The 18,421-nt window shown below is 66.3% G+C and carries 18 protein-coding genes and 1 other RNA gene; 14 read left to right on the top strand and 5 right to left on the bottom strand.

Features of this window, described 5'->3' with window-relative positions:
• Positions 1-12: 12 nt before the first annotated feature.
• The 3 genes from FHY18_RS04930 to FHY18_RS04920 all read right to left on the bottom strand — a co-directional run bounded on the left by FHY18_RS04930 (position 13) and on the right by FHY18_RS04920 (position 2,660).
• Entirely contained in the window at positions 13-264 is a 252-nt protein-coding gene (locus FHY18_RS04930; protein ID WP_039414382.1) for a WGR domain-containing protein, read from the bottom strand.
• Positions 265-1,008: 744 nt separating this feature from the next.
• Positions 1,009-2,121, bottom strand: coding sequence for a 3-dehydroquinate synthase (gene aroB, locus FHY18_RS04925; protein WP_259151936.1), 1,113 nt, complete (start codon positions 2,119-2,121; stop codon positions 1,009-1,011).
• Positions 2,118-2,660: a shikimate kinase gene (locus FHY18_RS04920; protein ID WP_259151934.1), complete on the bottom strand. Its 543-nt coding sequence runs from the start codon at positions 2,658-2,660 to the stop codon at positions 2,118-2,120. Before FHY18_RS04920 ends, aroB begins: the two co-directional genes overlap by 4 nt.
• A 204-nt stretch (positions 2,661-2,864) precedes the next feature.
• Between FHY18_RS04920 and pdxH the strand changes: the two genes are divergently transcribed.
• The 9 genes from pdxH to FHY18_RS04875 all read left to right on the top strand — a co-directional run bounded on the left by pdxH (position 2,865) and on the right by FHY18_RS04875 (position 9,208).
• Positions 2,865-3,464: a pyridoxamine 5'-phosphate oxidase gene (pdxH, locus tag FHY18_RS04915; RefSeq protein WP_259151932.1), complete on the top strand. Its 600-nt coding sequence runs from the start codon at positions 2,865-2,867 to the stop codon at positions 3,462-3,464.
• Complete coding sequence (gene aac(6'), locus FHY18_RS04910; protein WP_259151930.1) at positions 3,461-3,916, top strand: aminoglycoside 6'-N-acetyltransferase; 456 nt, start codon at positions 3,461-3,463, stop codon at positions 3,914-3,916. The genes pdxH and aac(6') overlap by 4 nt, the downstream gene beginning before the upstream one ends.
• Positions 3,917-4,027: 111 nt before the next feature.
• Positions 4,028-4,444, top strand: coding sequence for a YjfI family protein (locus tag FHY18_RS04905; protein WP_259151929.1), 417 nt, complete (start codon positions 4,028-4,030; stop codon positions 4,442-4,444).
• Between the two features lie 12 nt (positions 4,445-4,456).
• Entirely contained in the window at positions 4,457-5,227 is a 771-nt protein-coding gene (locus FHY18_RS04900) for a PspA/IM30 family protein (RefSeq protein WP_259151927.1), read from the top strand.
• A 28-nt stretch (positions 5,228-5,255) separates the two neighbouring features.
• Entirely contained in the window at positions 5,256-6,338 is a 1,083-nt protein-coding gene (locus FHY18_RS04895; protein WP_259151925.1) for an ion channel, read from the top strand.
• Positions 6,335-7,012, top strand: coding sequence for a YjfK family protein (locus tag FHY18_RS04890; RefSeq protein WP_259152502.1), 678 nt, complete (start codon positions 6,335-6,337; stop codon positions 7,010-7,012). The genes FHY18_RS04895 and FHY18_RS04890 overlap by 4 nt, the downstream gene beginning before the upstream one ends.
• Before the next feature lie 34 nt (positions 7,013-7,046).
• Positions 7,047-7,451 carry a DUF350 domain-containing protein gene (locus tag FHY18_RS04885; RefSeq protein ID WP_039420735.1) on the top strand — a complete coding sequence of 135 codons (405 nt, stop codon included), beginning with the start codon at positions 7,047-7,049 and terminating at the stop codon, positions 7,449-7,451.
• Between the two features lie 13 nt (positions 7,452-7,464).
• Positions 7,465-8,040 carry a DUF1190 domain-containing protein gene (locus FHY18_RS04880; RefSeq protein WP_259151923.1) on the top strand — a complete coding sequence of 192 codons (576 nt, stop codon included), beginning with the start codon at positions 7,465-7,467 and terminating at the stop codon, positions 8,038-8,040.
• A 1-nt stretch (position 8,041) separates the two neighbouring features.
• On the top strand, positions 8,042-9,208 hold the full coding sequence (locus FHY18_RS04875; protein WP_259151922.1) for a glutathionylspermidine synthase family protein: 1,167 nt from the start codon (positions 8,042-8,044) through the stop codon (positions 9,206-9,208).
• 468 nt (positions 9,209-9,676) lie between these two features.
• On the opposite strand, the gene FHY18_RS04870 is transcribed toward FHY18_RS04875, so the two are convergent.
• On the bottom strand, positions 9,677-11,047 hold the full coding sequence (locus FHY18_RS04870; RefSeq protein ID WP_259151921.1) for an MFS transporter: 1,371 nt from the start codon (positions 11,045-11,047) through the stop codon (positions 9,677-9,679).
• A gap of 95 nt (positions 11,048-11,142) precedes the next feature.
• Between FHY18_RS04870 and soxR the strand changes: the two genes are divergently transcribed.
• From soxR to FHY18_RS04845, 5 genes are all read left to right on the top strand, one after another.
• A complete protein-coding gene (gene soxR / locus FHY18_RS04865; protein ID WP_259151920.1) occupies positions 11,143-11,586 on the top strand; it encodes a redox-sensitive transcriptional activator SoxR in 444 nt (147 codons plus the stop codon).
• Positions 11,587-12,013: 427 nt separating this feature from the next.
• Positions 12,014-14,005, top strand: a complete 1,992-nt coding sequence (locus FHY18_RS04860) for a M1 family metallopeptidase (RefSeq protein WP_259151919.1) — start codon at positions 12,014-12,016, stop codon at positions 14,003-14,005.
• Between the two features lie 86 nt (positions 14,006-14,091).
• Positions 14,092-14,164, top strand: a non-coding RNA gene (locus FHY18_RS04855) — sX9 sRNA.
• A gap of 233 nt (positions 14,165-14,397) precedes the next feature.
• On the top strand, positions 14,398-14,574 hold the full coding sequence (locus FHY18_RS04850) for a hypothetical protein (RefSeq protein WP_259151918.1): 177 nt from the start codon (positions 14,398-14,400) through the stop codon (positions 14,572-14,574).
• A 283-nt stretch (positions 14,575-14,857) separates the two neighbouring features.
• Positions 14,858-18,013, top strand: coding sequence for a TonB-dependent receptor (locus FHY18_RS04845; RefSeq protein WP_259151917.1), 3,156 nt, complete (start codon positions 14,858-14,860; stop codon positions 18,011-18,013).
• A 115-nt stretch (positions 18,014-18,128) separates the two neighbouring features.
• Here FHY18_RS04845 and FHY18_RS04840 read toward each other — a convergent pair whose 3' ends face one another.
• Complete coding sequence (locus FHY18_RS04840) at positions 18,129-18,374, bottom strand: hypothetical protein (RefSeq protein ID WP_259151915.1); 246 nt, start codon at positions 18,372-18,374, stop codon at positions 18,129-18,131.
• Positions 18,375-18,421 lie beyond the last annotated feature (47 nt).

Raw genomic sequence — 18,421 nt, 5'->3', positions numbered from 1 at the left:
GGAGGTGTGTCCTCAGCGCGGCGCGTCGGCGCCGCCGGTGATGAGTTGGAAGCCGCGTTTGAGTTGGGTGTCGCGGGCCTTTTCGAAGGCCCGGTCGGCCTCGTCCTGCAGCAGGTACTGGTCGCGTCGCAGTTGCGTGCGCCCACCGATCTGGCCGCTCTCGCGCAGCAGTTCCCAGCCACCGAACAGGTCCGGTTGCAAGGTCAGCTGGACGTAGCGAAGCGGCTCGTTGCCGCCGGAATCGTGTTGCAGGAGGATGCGCATGCGGCCGATTGTAGCCGGGCAGTGCTGAAGGCTGGGGGCAGTGGGCGCGCTGCGCTGCTCCGGTAGCGAAGGTCTAGCCGGTAGGTGGGCGGCAGTGGTGCGGCAGCTGCTTGGAGGCCGGTGCGGCGTGCTGCGGTCAGCAGCAGGGCTGTTCGAGCAAGGCCGATGCGATGGTGAAGGGGGGCTCGGGCGCGGCAGGATTGTCGGCAAGGCCCTCGCGCGCTGGCGCGCTCCTACGCGACCGTCGCTGAGCGTTCTCCGCGCAGCAGCGTGCAGGCGTTTGGTAGGAGCGCACCCGGGCGCGACGGGGGTTTACCGGCGAGACCCATCGCGCCCAGGTGCGCTCCTACAAAGGCGGGCGTCGCGCGGTCGGATGAGTGTGGCTGGTGACTGTCAACCAGTTGCGCTGCCGAGAAGACGGCAGGCCGGATGGGGGCGGCCGATCGAGGCACAGGTGTGATGTAGGAGCGCACCCGGGCGCGACGGGGGTTACCGGCGAGACCCATCGCGCCCAGGTGCGCTTCTACAAGGGCGGTGTCTTTGCGTTCTGGGACGGTGGGCGTCAGGGGCGGCGATCAACCGTGGTGTTGCGTTACTGGCTGGCAATCCGGGCTTGCATTGGCTGGCTGGCGGACTTCACGCCCGGCCGGCGAGGTTCGAGCGCAATCGTGCAACGTCATCCCGGCGCGGCAGCGCTCGACCCGAGCTCAACCGACCAACTCCATCCAACTGACCATCACCACCTCAGCCCGCCAGGATCTGCAGCACCGCCGCCTCGTCCACATCGGGTACCACTTCGGCCTTGCCGATGCCGCGCCACAGCACCAGGCGCAGGCGGCCGGCGACATTTTTCTTGTCCAGGCGCATGCGCCCCAGCAGGGCGTCGGGCGACAGGCCGGGCGGGATGTCGGTGGGCAGGTCGAACTCCTGCAGTAAGCTGCGCAGCGCCTCGGTGTCCTTTGCATCGCTCATGCCCAGCGCAGCCGACAGCCGCGCGGCCAGCACCATGCCCACCGCCACCGCTTCGCCATGGTTGAGGTTGTCGTTGCCGGGCGCGCCGTAGCCTTGCTCGGTTTCGATGGCGTGACCGAAGGTGTGGCCCAGGTTGAGCAGGGCGCGCTCACCCTTTTCCAGCGGGTCGCGCGCCACGATCTCGGCCTTGTGTTCGCAGCTGCGGGCAATGGCCTGCGCCAGTGCCGCCGCATCGCCGTCCAACAAGGCGCGGCGCTCGGCGTGCAGCCACTGGAAGAACAGCGGGTCGCGGATGGCGCCGTACTTGATCACCTCGGCCAGGCCGGCGCGCAGTTCGCGGGCGGGCAGGGTGCGCAAGGTGTCGGTATCGGCGATCACCGCGCGCGGCGGATGGAAGGCGCCGACTAGGTTCTTGCCCTGCGGGATATCCACCGCGGTCTTGCCGCCGACCGAGGAATCCACCATCGCCAGCAGGCTGGTGGGCAGTTGCACGCAGTCCACCCCGCGCATCCAGCAGGCGGCCGCGAAGCCGGCCAGATCGCCGACCACGCCGCCGCCGAGCGCGAATACGCAGGCGTCGCGGGTGGCGCCCAGCTCGGCCAGCGCGGTGATTGCCGCGCCTAAGTTGTCCAATGTCTTGGAGGCCTCGCCGGCGGCAATCACCAACTCGCCCAGCTGCAGGTCCGGGCGTGCCTGCAGCAGCGCGCTGCGCACGCCGGCGGCGTAGTGCGGGGCCACTTGTGAGTCGCTCAGCAGCAGCACGTGGCGGCCGCGGACATGGCTGGCCAGGCGGGAGCCATCGGCCAGCAGGCCGGGTGCAATGGTGATGGTGTACGGCTGCGCGCCGTCGACATCGACGCTGCGCGAGGAACGGGGAAGTGTCATGCGGGGGTACTCGACATGCGCCATTGCGCGGCCAGGCGCAGCACCAGCTGCGCGGTGGCCTCGGCGGGGGAGAAGTGGTCGGTTTCCAGGGTGAGGTCGGCGACCTCCTGGTAGAGCGGGGTGCGATGCGCGGCCATCGCGTGCAGCACCTGCTCGCGGTCGGCGCGTTGCAGCAGCGGGCGATTGCGGTCGCGCGCCAGCCGGGTGAGTTGTGCCGGCACGCTCACGTGCAGGTAGACCACAAACCCGCGCTCTTGGATACGCGCGCGGTTGAGCGGATCCAGCACCGCGCCGCCACCGGTGGAAATGAGTTTGTTGTCCTGTTGCAGCAGCGCCTGCAAGGTCTCGGCTTCATGCTGCCGAAAGCGCGCTTCGCCGTGCTGTTCGAAGATCGCCGGGATGCTGCTGCCCACGCGTTCGACAATGGCCTGATCCACATCCACGAATTCCAGCCCGAAGCGCTCGGCCAGGCGGCGGCCGATGCAGCTTTTTCCGGCGCCCATCGGGCCGATCATCACGAGATTGGGTGCGGGGTTCATGCGCAGGGATCGTAGCATTCGCCTTCGCACTCGCGTACCGGGCGCGCGAGGCAGCTCGACATCGGTGCGGCCCGCACACGCTGGCCGGTTGGCGCAATTTGCGCCGATCACGATGCGCATGCGGCCGGGTGCGACCACCGGGCCATGCGACAAGCGCGTGCGATGCGCCCACAATGGGGGCTTGTCCTGCTGCCACCTACCGTCATGCCCGATCTATACGCAGAAGCGCTTGCCACCTTTACCGCGTTGTATGCCGAGGCGCAGAACGGCGCGGAGCTGGAAGCCAGCGCAATGACCGTGGCCACCGCCAACGTGGATGGGCGGCCGAGCGCGCGCACCGTGCTGCTCAAGGCCTTCGATGCGCGCGGATTCGTGTTCTACACGCATCTGGACAGCGCGAAGGGCCGCGATCTGCAGACCCATCCGCAGGCGGCGCTGCTGTTCTTGTGGCGCAGCCTGCGCGAAGCCGGCATCCAGGTGCGTATCGAAGGTGGCGTGCAGCTGGTCGGCGCGGACGAATCGGATGCGTATTTCGCCTCGCGCCCGCGCATGAGCCAGATCGGCGCGTGGGCGTCGCTGCAATCGCAGACGCTGGGCTCGCGCGCCGAGTTCGATGCGGCGATCGCCAAGGTCGAAGCCACCTTCGACGGCCGCGAGGTGCCACGTCCGGACGGCTGGGGCGGCTTCCGGGTGGTGCCGCAAGCGTTCGAGTTCTGGTATGGGGCCAAGTTCCGGCTGCACGAGCGCTGGCGGTACGAGGCCGATGCGGCGAGCCATTGGACCAAGCGGATGCTGTACCCATGAGCGCGCAGGCCGGGTGGCGGGTGCGCGCGGCGGTCGCTGCCGATGCACAGGCTTTGCTGGCCTTGCGCCTGGCGTTATGGCCGGATGCCGACGATGGCCTCGACGACCTGCAGGCCGCGCTGGCGCAATCAGCGACCAGCCACCTGGTGGTAGTGGACGACGCGGATGCGGCGCTGGGGTTTGCCGAGGTGTCGGTGCGCCACGACTACGTCAATGGCACCGACAGCACGCCGGTGGGCTTTCTTGAAGGGTGGTACGTGGTGCCGGCCTGGCGCGGCCGCGGGCTTGGTCGTGCGCTGGTGGCAGCGGCGGCCGAATGGACCCGGGAACAGGGCTGTGCAGAGCTGGCCTCCGATGCGCAGCTGGAAGACGGCAATGCCCAGGCCGCGCATGCGTCGTGCGGTTTCGAGCCAACTGAACGGGTGGTCTACTTCCGCCTGCAGCTTGCCTGACCCGCTGACTTCCGGCCCTTTCTGCCGGTCGCAGACAGTCTGTAGTATGTCCGCCCATTGCACGACGCTTGCTGCATCACATCGCCCCATGACCGAAGGACAGGACATCCCATGACGCAGTACACCACTGTCGAATTGCACGGCCTGCTGGCCGAGCGCTACCGCGACCAGCTGATCGAGGTCGAACTGATCGACGGGCTGGAGCCGGCCATCAACCTCACCCTGGCCGACCACGGCGACATGCAGATCCAGGTCGCTGCCTCCGGCTCGCAGGTATTCGTTTCCACCCTGCTGGCCAACGCCGACCAGGTCAGCGATCGCGCGGCCTTCAACGACGCCTGCCTGCGGCTCAATCCGCTCAATCCGTTATCCAACCTGGGTCTGGTGCAGGTCGACGGCAAGGACAGCTATGTGGTCTTCGGCGAGCTGTCGGCCTCGTCCACCCTCGACCAGATCGACGAGGAAATCCAGACCCTGGCGGCCAATACGCTGGATGCCGCCGAATCTCTCAAGCCGTACTTTTCCTAAAGGCGTGTTGTCATGAGTATCTTTTCAAAGCTGATCACGCTGCTGCGTGGCACTGCACACGAAACCGGCCAGAAGGCGGTCGACGCCAATGCGCTGCGCATCCTGGACCAGGAAATGCGCGATGCCGGCGCCCAGCTCACGCGCTCGCGCGAAGAGCTGACCAAACTGATGGCGCAAAGCAAGCTCGCCCAGCAGAAAATCGATGCGCGTGCCGGCAAGATGGCCGAGTACACGCGCTATATCGAAGGTGCGCTGGCCAAGAACGACGAGGCGCTGGCGCACGACGTGGCGGTCAAGCTGGCCGCGCTGGAAAGCGAAGACGCCGGCGACAAGGCCTCCAAGACGTCGCTGGACCAATCGGTGGTGACGCTCAAGGCCACCATCCAGAAGACCGAGAACCAGCTGCGCGGCATGCGCCAGCAGATCGACACCGTCAAGGCCACCGACGCGGTGCAGAAGGCGCAGGCCGCCATTGCCGCGCGCCATTCCGGTGCCAGCAGCAAGATGGGCTCGGCGCTGGAATCGCTGGAGCGGATCAAGGCGCGTCAGGCCGAAACCTCCGCGCGCATCGAATCGGCCGAAGAGCTGGAATCGTCCACCGGCGATGGCGATCTGAATCGGCGCCTGGCCGCGGCTGGCCTGATGGAAGGCGAATCCAACGCCGCCGCGGTGCTGGCACGCTTCAAGAAGCCGGCCCAGCTCGGCCACGACACCGCCAGCGGCAGCGCGCCGCTGATCGGCCAGGTGCGCGAAGTGCAGCAGGTTCCGCGCAGCGACAGCTGATCCGCAACGCCACGGCACAGGACGCGCCATGATCATCGTCGGAAAACTGTTCCGGGTCTTGCGGCGCCACGTGCGCCGCGTCAGTTGGGGCATGGTGGCGCTGGCGTTGCTGGCCCACATGGGCCTGAGCTGGGTGTTGCTGTGGCTGGCCGGCGAGCACAAGCTCGTCGGCCTGGACGCGTTTCCGTATTACTACATGACCACCGCCACCACCATCGGCTATGGCGACCTGTCGCCGGGCTCGGTGGCCGGGCGCTATATCGCCGCGTTCGTGTTGATGCCGGGCGCGGTGGCCTTGTTCGCCACGGTGCTGGCCAAGACCAGCGGCGTACTCATCACGTTCTGGAGGCGCCATTACATGGGCAAGATGGCCTACGCCGATTTGAGCGGGCATACCATTCTGATCGGCTGGCAGGGCGCAGCCTCGGCACGCTTGCTCGAGCTGCTGCTATCTGACACCGCCACCGACGACGAAGGCGTGGTGCTGATCGCCGAAGGCGTCGCTGAAAATCCGATGCCCGACCACATGCGCTTTGTCGCGGCCGAGTCGTACACGCATACCGAGGTGTACCTGCGCGCCGGCATCGCAGGCGCGGCGCGGGTGATCGTCAACCCGCCGTCCGACGACCAGACCCTGGCGGCAGTGTTCGCGTTGATGGCGCATGCGCCGGGCGCGCATGTGGTTGCGCATTTCGACTCGGCCAGCGCCGCGCGGCTGGTCAACCACCATTACCCGGCCATCGAGTGCACGCGGCCGATGACCGCCGAAATCCTGGCGCGTGCCGCACAGGACCCGGGTAGTGCCGCCATCACCGCCGAGTTGTTGTCGGTGGACGATGGCCCCACCCAGTTCAGTGTTGCCGTGCCAGTGGAGATCGATGCGCTGGATTACAGCCGGCTCGCCGCCGATTTCAGCCAGCGCGGCGCCTTGCTGCTGGGCGTGCGAGCGCCCGATGGCGCGTTGCGCTTGAATCCGCCAGCACGCACCACTGTCGCCGGTGGTGCCATGCTGTATTACCTGGCCGATCAGCGCGTACCTGCGCACGCAATTGCGTGGCAGGCACTGCGCGCGGCCACTGCCCCCATTCCTGCATCGCCACGAGGTGTCTGACGATGAGTTTCTTCAGCAAGTTGTTCGGCCAATCGCAACCGCCGCCGCTGCCAAGCTCTGGCACCGGCGCCATCGGGCACGCACTGCCGCTGGGCCTGCGTGTGGGCGGCCAGGTCGCCATCGATACCACGCTGTACCGCATGGCGCCGGAGGCCATGACCGCCGAGTTGCCGGGTGGCAATCAGGGCATCCCGTGCTATGGCCACGTCAACCTGGGCGATGGCTATTCGCTGCACCGGTTCTATCTGGATGACGATGCGTTCCTGCAGGTCACGACCGTGGGCGGCGATCTGGAGGCGATGAAGGCGTTCGTGTACTGCGAGACGGTGAACCCGCCGAGCAAGCAGGCGTTCCAGGAGTTCGTGATGCAGCACCCGCACCTGGGCGCAGCGCAGATCGAGTACGCCGGCAAGCGCTGGGAACGCGCCACCCAATCCACCGACGACAGTGCGCGCATCCCGCCGATCGCCTACGACGAGGTGCTGTACCGCTACCAGCCGCCGCGCCGCGATGGCGACCTGACCCATTACGCCATGCTCTACAGCCGCGACGTACCGGAGCTGCAGCGCGAAGAATTTTTGCTGGTGACCGGCGAGGATTCCGGCCCCAACGAGTTCTGCGTCACCTATGCGGTCGGCATCGATGTCACCGTCGCCGATCTCGACATCACCTGAGCGCGTGCTCGCCCTTCACCCAACCGGTCCCGTCATGAATCCGATCAATCTGCAGAGTTTTCTCGCGTTTCTTTCCTATTTCGGCACCGGCCTGGGCGTGTTGATCGTCTCGGTGGTGCTGGTGACCCTGGTCACCCCGCACAAGGATTTCACCTTGCTGCGGCAGGGCAACGTAGCCGCCGCCACCGCGCTGGCCGGCAACCTGATCGGCGTGGCGCTGCCGCTGCATTCGGCCATCACTCATTCGGTGAGCCTGATCGATGCCTTGATCTGGGGCGTGGTCGCCTGTGGCATCCAGGTGGTGGCGTATCTGCTGGCCAACCTGGTGGCCGGGCGCATCTCGCGGCAGATCACCGACAACGTCACCGCCGCCGGCATCTTTTCTGCCGGCGTGTCGATCGCCGTCGGCCTGATCAACGCCGCGGCGATTACGCCGTAACGGAGGCTGCGCCATGAAGCGATCACGCAATCTCAAGCTCACCCTGATGGCGGCACTGCCCGCCGCGCTGGTCACCGGCTGCGGCTCGGAGCCGGAAACCGGCGTGGTGCTGCAGTCGGCTTCCGACTGCTACCAGGTCAAGCAGGAACAGAACGACATCCAGCAATGCCTCAAGGCCTATGACGAGGCGGTGACCAAGCACCAGCAGGCCGCGCCGCGCTTCAATACGCGCTACGAGTGCGACGAGCAGTTCGGCAGTTGCACGGCGGTGCAGACCGCGCAGGGCCAGCAGAGCTGGATCCCGCCGATGGGCGGGTTCCTGCTGGGCTACGCGCTGGGCAACATGAGCGGTGGTGGTGGCTATCGCTATGGCGGCTCGATTCCGCTGTACCGCGATTACCGCAGCGGCGGCTATTACAAGCCCAATGGCGATCTGGCCAGCAACCGCATCGGCACCGTGCGCGGGCGCAGTGGCGCGATCGACATGCCGTCGCGTGCGATCACCGTGTCGCGCTCGGGCTTCGGCTCCAGCGCGGCGGCACGCAGCTCGTTCGGCAGCGGCGGGCGCAGCTCCGGGTTTGGCGGCTGACATGCAACGCATCGCAAGTGCCGAACGCCCGGATTGGCGCGCGCAGGCCGAGTCGCTCGGCTTTCATTTCCACACCATCGAGGGCGAGCCGTATTGGGACGAGCGCGCGTATTACGCGTTTTCGTTGCGGCAGATCGAAGACGACATCGAAGCGCCTACCCAAGACCTGCACGACATGGCGATGCAGCTGGTGGACGAGGTGGTCGGCTCCGAGGCGCTGCTGAGCAAGCTGGCCATCCCGCCGTTTTACTGGGACTGGATCGCCAGCTCCTGGAAGAACCGCGACCCGCACCTGTATGGCCGCATGGATCTGGCGTACTCCGGCAACGGCCCTGCCAAGTTGTACGAGCTCAATTACGACACGCCCACCTCGCTGTATGAGGCTGCGTATTTCCAGTGGTTGTGGCTGGAGCAGCAGATCGCCGCCGGCGTGCTGCCGGCGGGCACCGACCAGTACAACCTGATCCAGGATCTGTTGTGCGAAACATTGGGCGCGCTGGCAGTGGATGGCGCGCTGGGTGCGCAGATGCATTTTTCGGCGGTGCGCGACTCGCTGGAAGATCGCGCCACCGTGCGCTATCTGCGCGATTGCGCGCACCAGGTCGGCATCGCGACCGAGGAAGTCGCCATCCAGGACATCGGCCTGAGCGCCGAAGGCTGGTTCACCGATGACCAGGACCGCGTGATCCAGACCCTGTTCAAGCTGTATCCGCTGGAATTCATGATGGAAGAGCGCTTCGGCCCGGCGTTGATCGCCAACCGCGTGCGCCTGATCGAACCGGCATGGAAGTCGGTGTTGAGCAACAAGGGCATTCTGCCGCTGCTGTGGGAGCGCCATCAAGGCCATCCCAATCTGCTGGCAGCCCGGTTTGCGCACGCCGGTGAAGCACCTGGTGCCGGTTGGGTGCGCAAGCCGCTGCTGTCGCGCGAGGGCGCCAACATCGCGCTGGTCACTGCGCAAGGCGAGGCCGCACACACCGACGGGCCTTACGTGGACGGCCCGGCGATCCTGCAGGCGCATCATCCGCTGCCGGTCTTCGATGGCCGCCATGCGCTGGTGGGCAGTTGGGTGGTCGCCGATCGCCCCGCCGGATTGGGCATGCGCGACGACGATGGCCCGATCACCCGCGACACCTCGCGGTTCGTGCCGCATGTGATCGTGGACTGAGCGCAAGGCATCGACGCGTTGCAGACCGGCGAGGTGGTCGTAGCGACGATCAGCATCACGGCTTGCGTGCGACTGCGGCGTTTGCTTCGCATACGTCGCAGTTGCGCGCAAGCCCTGCGGGCCGCGTGATGCAGCGCAGGTTTTCCACACCCCCTGTGGATGGAACTTGCACAAGGCTGTGGACAACTGCGCGCAGGCCCCGGCCCGTAACGCTGTCAAGATGGGTGGCGAAAAAATGACCACCCGTCCGCGCAGGGCAAGCAGATGCAGCTTGCTCGGCGATCCGGACAGGATCGGCAAAGTCCTGGAAACGCTCTGCGTCACGATGTCGCCGCAAGTGCGGTCGGCAGGCGTGATCGTCTGCACTGCATCGGCACAGTGCAAGCCCCATTCGTGTCGAACCGAGGCGGCACGTCGTATCGGGATGGCGCGGCACCCCGACGCCGTGCGATCGCCGCACAGCAGTCGCTACACTCGCCGCGCCACAAAAAAGCCTGCCACCGCCAACAGCCAGGCCAGCGCGAACACGCTCAGGTAGGCCGCCACCGGTGCCGACGCCAGGAGCGCAGCAAACAGCGCGCCGGCCAGCGCCAGCATGCCGGCGACGGCAATCGCTTCGCTCAGCTGCATCGCAGAGCTGTTGGCGCCTTGCTGCTCCGGTGGCGACAAGGCCAGCGTCAGCACCGACAGGCTGGGATACAGCAAGCCCATGCCCAGGCCGGTCAGTGCCCAGCCGGCGACTGCGACCGGCACCGGAATCGCCGGCCACACCGCGCCTGCGCCGATCACGATGCCCAGTGTCATCAGCAGCGCCCCGGTCTTGAGCAGGCGCGGTCGCGACCAACCGGCGCGGCTATGGCCCTGGTACCACGAGCCGCTGAACCAGCCGAGCGCGCCCACGCTCAGTGCCACGCCCGCCAGCAGCGGCGTGAGCCCGCGTTCGCGCGACAGCAGCAATGGCAGAAACGCCTCGAAGCCGAAGAACGCCGCCGCCGCGATGCCACGCAGCGCGATCACGCTGGGTAGCCCGCGTGCCAGCTGCAAGGTGCCGGCCGGCAACAGCTGCCACGCGCAATACACCGTCAGCAGCAGCGGCGGCAGCATCGCGGCCAGCGCAGTTGTGCCATGCAGTTGACCGCCCAGATACACGCCCAGTACGCCCAATGCCGCGCCGATCGCCCAGCCCAGCGACGCAGCCGGCTCGGCGGGATCTGCGTTGGTCCAGCTCCGCCCGCGCAAGGCCGGCCACAGCATCAGCCCGGCCGGGATCGCCAGCAGCGGTACCGACAGAAACACCCAGCGCCAACCCACGTGCTGAACAATCAGCCCGCTGATGCTCGGCCCGACCAACGACGGCACCACCCAGCCTGCGGAAAACGCGGCAAACACGCGTGGCCGCAACGCTTCCGGATACAGCCGCCCGACAATCACGTACAACGCCACCGAATACGCGCCGGCGCCCAGCCCCTGCAGCAGGCGCCCGGCGATCAGCGCGGGCATGCTCGGCGCCAGGCCGGCGATCAACAGCCCGATCACAAAACACAGCAGCCCCAAGCCCAGCGCACCGCCGGGGCCGCGACGGTCGCTCCAGCGCCCGGCAGCGGTCATGCCGACCACGCTGGTGGCCAGGGTGCCGCCGAATGCCAGCGCGTACAGCGGCAAGCCGTTCAACTCGCGCGCCACGGTGGGCATGGCGGCGGCAACGGCCAGCGACTCGAAGGCATTGAGCGACACCAGCGCCACCATGCCGAGTGTGGCGGCGCGATACGGCGCTGCCAGGATCGACGGTGGGGGCGTGTCGTGCAGCGTTGCGGGGGGCAGGGCGGTATCGGTGGGCATCGAACATCCAGAGCGAGGGAGCAGGGGCATAACCGGCGCTTGCGTCGGTCATGGCCGCGCAGCATCCTGCCTCAACCAAGGTTGAGGTCAAGGCAATGCAGCATGAGTTGTCGGTGGGCGAGGTGGCCAGGCGCAGTGGCGTGGCGGTGTCGGCATTGCATTTCTACGAGCGCAAGGGCCTGATCCGCAGCCTGCGCACCGCGGGCAATCAACGCCGCTATGCGCGCGATGTATTGCGGCGCATCGCAGTGATTCGTGTCGCGCAACGGCTCGGTGTTCCCCTGCAGCAGGTGCTGGATGCATTCTCGGTACTGCCGGATCAGCGCACGCCCACGCGCGCGGAATGGGCGCGCATGTCCGCACGCTGGCGCGGGCAGCTGGAGACGCGCATCAGCGAACTGCAGGCCTTGCGCGACCAACTCACCGACTGCATCGGCTGTGGTTGCCTGTCGCTGCGGCGCTGCCGCTTGAGCAATCCGGACGACGCGTTGGGCGAGGGCGCTGATGGTGCGGTGCGGCTGGGAAGCCTGCCGCCTTAGCTGGCGGCGAAGACAAGCCGCAGCCAGACCGTTGGCCGGTGCGGGAATCGCCTGCAAGTGACCTGCGCCGGGTGTGCATGCTGCACCCGGCGCATCCCCCACCCGGTCGAGCACTGCGCGCGGCGGATGGGACGCGGCGCTTTCAGGCGGCTTTGGCGCGAGGACTTGCCGAGTGCTAATGGGGCGATCGGCGTCCGCCGATGTCTTCGGTCGTCGCATGCAGCGGCAGGGGCATCGCAGTGCATCGTGCGTCAGTACGACGCGGGTGGGCGACAGCATCACGGCATGGCCGCTCCGCTGACACGCACGTGCCGCCATCAATGCGGCCAGCCATGTGGCGTGACCTGGCGCCAACCGGGACCAATGGCAGTGCACGCCCGGCGAGCGCCGCCGTAGGATGAAACTCCCCCCGTCGCAGGACCACAGCATGTTCCCCGCCATGCGCCGCTCGCTCACCGTTGCACTCTCCCTGGCGTGCGTCAGCGCGCCCGCGCTAGCCGCCACGGGCGCGCAAACCGTCGCGCCACCGGACAAGTTCGACCCACTGGCGTTGTTCGCGCCGTTGCAATTGCCCGACGCGCCCAATGCCTACCGCAGCGGCAGTGGCGTGCCCGGGCCGTTGTTCTGGCAGAACCGTGCCGATTACCAGCTCGACGCCCGCATCGATCCGGCCAGCCACACGCTCACCGGCACCGCCGCCATCCACTACACCAACCACAGCCCGGATACGCTGGACGTGCTATGGCTGCAGCTGGACCAGAACATGTACCGCGCCGATGCGCGCGCGGCTGCCAGCCGCCCATCGCGGCGCACCCAGTTCACCGATGGCATGCAGATCGCCAGCGTGGAGATCGAGCGCGACGGCCGCAGCCAGCCGGCGCACTTCGTGGTGGACGACACCCGCATGCGCGTGGATCTGCCGCAGCCGCTGGCCGGGCAGGGCAAGGCGCTGACGCTGCAGATCCGTTACCGCTACCGAATTCCCGGCACCTGGGGCGGCCGCACCGCCTATAGCGCCAGCAAGCAGGGCGAGATCTACGAGATTGCGCAGTGGTATCCGCGCATGGCGGTATACGACGATCTGCGTGGCTGGGACACGCAACCATATCTGGGCTCGGAGTTTTACCTGGAGTACGGCGACTTCGATTATGCGGTGACGGTGCCGGACGGATTTCTGGTGGCCGGCTCCGGTGCGTTGACCAACCCGGCCGAGGTGCTCAGCCGCGCCGAGCAACAACGCCTGCAACAGGCGCGCGACAGCGATCGCACGGTGCTGATCCGCACCCCGGCAGAGGTGGCCGCACGTGCGGCGGCACCGGCGGGCAACGTCACGCGCACCTGGCGCTTCCATATGCAGCACACACGCGATGTCGCGTTCGCCGCATCGCCTGCGTTCGTGTGGGACGCCGCACGCATCAAGCTGCCGGGCGGCAAGCAGTCGCTGGCGATGTCGGTGTACCCGGTGGAGGGGGGGGGCGCGGATAAATGGGATCGCTCCACCGAATACGTCAAGGGCGCGATCGAGCATTTTTCGCAGTGGTATCCGTATCCATGGCCGGCTGCCATCAACCTGGGCGGCTACGGTGCGGGCATGGAGTATCCGGGCATCGTGTTCGACGGCTTCGAGGACGGCGGCAAGGACCTGTTCTGGATCACCGCCCACGAGATCGGTCACACCTGGTTCCCGATGATCGTCGGCTCCAACGAGCGTCGCCACGCCTTCATGGACGAAGGCTTCAATACCTTCATCGATGTGTATGCATCGGATGCCTTCAACAAGGGCGAATATGCGCCCAAGCGTGATTCGGAATATGCGCCCAAGGGCGGAAATCCGGTCGATGAAATCCTGCCGTTGCTCGCCGACCGCAGTGCGCCGACCTTGATGGATATCGCCGATGCCACCAGCGAAACCTACCGTCACCCGCTGACGTACTTCAAGGGCGCGTTGGGGCTGGTGCTGCTGCGCGAGCAGATTCTGGGGCCTGCGCGCTTCGATCCGGCGTTTCGCAAATACATCGCCACCTGGGCCTACAAGCATCCCACGCCCTCGGATTTTTTCCGGCTGATGGAAAGCGAAAGCGGCGAAGACCTGAGCTGGTGGTGGCGCGGCTGGTATCTCAACAACTGGCAGCTGGACATGGGTATCGCCCGCGCGCAGTACGTCGAGCACGACCCGGGCAAGGGGCTGCAGCTGACCTTGCGTAGCCGGCAAAAACTGGTCATGCCGGTCACCGTGCGCGTGGATCTGGCCGATGGCAGTCATCTGGACCGTCGCGTGCCGGTGGAGACCTGGCTGCAGAACACTGCCCCGACATTGACCCTGCCCACCACCCAGAAAGTGCTGCACGTGACCCTGGACCCGGATCATGCGCTGCCGGATGCCGACCGCAGCGACGATCGCGTGGATGTGATCGGCTAACCGTCGCCAGCGCAGGCTGGCTCGAGCGCAACCAGCAAGACGACTGTGCTCACCGCCAGGCGGGCGCGGCCGGTGCCTGGCGCGGCGTGTGTCACTCGTACACGCCGGGTCCTCCGCGCCGTCCACGCCACCCGAGGACGGCTCGCTACCTTGTCAGCCGCGGCGAGATCACGCGCGCCGATGCGCGCAATCGCTGCGCGCTGCAACCGCCACCCACGGCGCAATCGATTGCGACGATTGCGCAGCTTTCCTTGCGCATCCGTCGGCTCCGTGCCGGTTTCCCACGCCACGAGGTCGCACACGACGATCGTGTGCCTCGCGCGTCCGAGTCGATCGCGTCGTCGTCGATGCGCAGTTTGCGCAGTCGTCTTGCGCGACCATGGTGCTGCAGTTTGATTGTGCGAATTTCGCCGCAGCTGCTGCCGGTTTTTGCGCAATTGAATGATAACGCTTACAGCCGCGCCGCCATTGAAGACGGCATGCGGACTCAAGCGACTGCTGTATCGGCTGTAACAGTGCAGGCCCATCACTATGCTGCAACGCACGGTGACAAGCGCTTTATCGCCTGACTAGGCTGCGCGGCGTGTTAGCGCTATCACTGGCCGGCACGCCGTGCAGGGCATGCGTTGCGCACCTGTCGCCGACACCACCTTTGTCGGCGATGTCTGCCGCAGGCACGCAACGCACAACGCAGGCCGACGATCGAAGGGGCGATCGGCAGCATGCGCGCTAGGGGACCTTATTCAGAGCAGGGCTGTTCCATCGCCGACCCGGCGGTGGTCATGACTTCGCCGTGTCGCATGCCGCGACATTTGCCGTAAACGGTTGGACTCCACTCCCGAGGACACATCGATGCGTCGTACGTTGAACAGCTTCAAGTCGAAGGCCATGTTCACCTTCGTCGGTGGCCTGTTGGTCATCAATCCCGCGTTTGCGCAGGACCTCGCGCCGCCGACACCCGCGCCGCAGTCCAGCAGCGACGCCGCCACCACGCTCGACACCGTGACCGTCACCGGTATCCGCAGCAGCCTGGACCAATCGATGGGCATCAAGCGCGATGCCGCCGGCGTGGTGGATGCGATCAGCGCGGAAGATATCGGCAAGTTTCCCGATACCAATCTGGCCGAATCGCTGCAACGCATCACCGGCATCTCGATCGAACGCCGCGATGGCGAAGGCGCGCAGGTCACCGCACGTGGCTTCGGCCCGCAATTCAATACGGTCACGCTCAATGGCCGCCTGATTCCCGGTGCCGACGCCTTCGGTGCGCCCGGGCAGACGCCGATCGGCGGCGTGGACGTGGGCACGCGCGCGTTCAACTTCGCCCAGCTCGCCTCCGAAGCCATCACCGGCATCGAGGTGTTCAAGACCAGCCGTGCCACTGCGCCCAGCGGCGGCATCGGCGCCACCATCAACATCCAGACCGACAAGCCGTTCAATCACGAGGGCGTGGTGGCCAATGCCGGCGCCAAGATGGTCTCCGACCGCTCGCAGCCTTTCGGCGATTCGCTGACCCCGGAAGTGTCGGGCATCTTCAGTTACACCAACCCGGACAAGACCTTCGGTATCGGCCTGAGCGCCAGCTACCAGAAGCGTCACGGCGGTTCGGTGCAGGCCACCGAAAACCGCTGGAACATCCAGCGCTGGACCGGGACCGACCCGGCACTGCGCCCGGATACCGTGGTGACCAACGCGCCGGCGATCGGCCAGCTGTATGGCCTGCCCAACGATATCCGCTACGCGTTCGCTGACTTTCAGCGCGAGCGCATGAACGGCCAGGCGGTGATGCAGTTCGCACCGACCGACAGCCTTACCCTGACCCTGGATTACACCTATTCGTCCAACGAAATCCGCGAGGAACGCGGCGAGCAGGGCATCTGGTTGCAACGCGCCAACAGCTTCACCGATCTGACGTTCGACACTGGTCAGACCGTGGCCACGCCGGTGTATCTGCGCGATGTGCCCAACGGCGCCAAGGACTTCGGCATGGAGCAGCAGCGCAACGAGCAGAAGTACACGCTCGGCTCGCTCGGCTTCAATGCGGACTGGCAGGTGAGCGACCGCTTCCAGCTGACCTTCGATGCGCACAACTCCAAGACCCAGAGCCTGCCCAACGATCCGGTCACCGGCGGCAGCGCGACCTATTTCAGCTTTGCCGGCACCAACAACTGCACCAACGGTCCGTCCTGCGGCGGGCAATGGGCACAGGAGCTGTGGTTCAACAATTCGCTGCCCATCGGCGCGCGGACCTGGTATCCCACCGTCGCCGATTCGCTGGCTGGCACCAATGGTGTGGTCAATCCGGATTTCACCAAGAACAATCTGGGTTCGCAGGTGCAGCGCATCTATTATCAAAAGCAGGTGACCGAGACCAAGGAAGGCCGCCTGGATGGCAAGTTCGATTTCGACGACGGGCGTTTCCAGTTCGGCGTCAGCTCGTCCAATACCACCATGCACCGCCTGACCAGCGACACTTACTCCACGTTGGGCGACTGGGGCGTGGCCAATGCCGGCAGGGAGCCGGGCATGACCGACCTGCTACGGCCTGTGAGCATCGTCGGCATGTTCGATGACTTCAACGCCAATGGCGCGGCGCCTAATGCATGGCGCGGCGATGCCAGCCAGCTGGCGCTATGGGGTGGAAGCCAGTACGGCGCTGCGACGCGCTACAACCCGCTGTACAGCGCGGACAATCAGGTCGAAGAAAAGACCCGGGCGGCGTATGTGCAACTGGAGTTGACCGGCGATATCTCCGGCATGACCACCAACACGCGCCTGGGCCTGCGTTACGAGCGCACCGATGTGGAATCCACCTCGCAGGTGGCCACGCCCGTCGCGCTGCAATGGCAGGCCAACAACGACTTCCAGTTGCTGCGCTCTACCGAACAGCAGCCCTTCAGCGAAAAGACCAGCTACAACTACATTCTGCCGAATCTGGATTTCAGCATCGACATCACCGATTCGCTGAAAGGCCGTGCCTCGTTCGGCCAGACCATCGCGCGCGCGCCGTACAACAACCTGCTCGCCGGGCCGACGCCCAATACGCCGGCTGGCTCGATCCTGATCAACCCGTCCAACCGCGCCAGCGGTGACTCGCAGACGCCCACGCTGGACCCGCTGGAATCGGACAACCTGGATCTGGCGCTGGAATGGTATTTCGCCGATGCCAGCTATGTGTCGGCCACGTTCTGGAACAAGCGCGTCAGCAATTTCATCGGCACCACGGTCTCGCGCGAAACGCTGTACGGGCTGACCGATCCCACCTCGGGGCCGGATGCGCAGGCCGCGTTGGCCTTCCTGCAGAGTGGTGCCTGCGCCGCGCAGGTCGGTGCGGCCGGCAACGACGTGGCGGCGGCCTGTTCGGCCAACGATACCTCCCTGTTCGCTGCCACCGCCTTGTTGCGCAACGCCGCGGCCACCGGTGGACTGGGTGCCTATAACGGCAGCTCCGCGCAGAGCCTGGCGCTGGAAAACGCATACGACCTGGTCGGCACCGCCGCCGACCCGCTGTACCAGTTCGATGTGTCGCGGCCGATCAACCAGAACAAGGCCAACATCCATGGCTGGGAGCTTGGCGGGCAGTACTTCTTCGGCAGTACCGGCTTCGGCATCTACGCCAACTACACCATCGTCGAAGGCGATGTGGCGTTCGACAACAACGTCATCGACCGCGACCAGTTCGCGTTGCTGGGCCTGAGCGATACCGCCAACGTGATGCTGATGTACGAAAAATACGGCTGGAGCGCGCGTCTGGCCTGGAACTGGCGCGACGAGTACCTGATCGCGGCCAACCAGGATGCCTCCAACCGCAACCCGTACTACGTGGAGGCGTACCAGCAGTTCGACCTCAGCCTCAGCTACGCGTTCAACAAGCAGCTGTCGGTGGGCTTTGAGGCGATCAACCTCACCGGCGAAGACGTGCGTTGGCATGGGCGATCGGAGAAGCAGATTGTCCGCCTGATCGACCAGCAGCCGCGCTACACGCTGGGTGTGCGGTACGCGTTCTGAGGGCATCGCACTGGCGGCGACGTTCCGACGCCAGTGCGTCCTATGGATGCAGCCGGTGTGTGCCTGGTGTGCACGCCGGCTGCCGCGTCGTTTTCTCTGTGCGATCCGGGCTGTATCAGTCCGGATGCGTCTGCCAGACGCTACCGCAGCAGCTACACGGGCTGCGTAGGTCATCCGGCAGCGACATCGCAGGCGAACGCAACAGGCGCCAGGGTTGCGCGGCGTCATCGAAGGGAAGCGGGATGCGGATGACGCGTGCAATCATCCAGATACCTGCGTCCGTCGTGCACCGGCGCATGCTGCCCTGCCGCTTGCCGGTGTCGTACTTTTTGGCAATGCTCGCGGGCAGCGGACGCGGCATGTCGTCGCGTGATCGATCCCCCGACCGGTGCAGTGGCCATCGCCGGC

Source organism: Xanthomonas sp. 3793 (assembly GCF_024806835.1).
GTDB classification, from domain to species: Bacteria; Pseudomonadota; Gammaproteobacteria; order Xanthomonadales; family Xanthomonadaceae; genus Xanthomonas; species Xanthomonas arboricola_F.
This window is presented reverse-complemented; position numbering and strand designations above follow the sequence as displayed.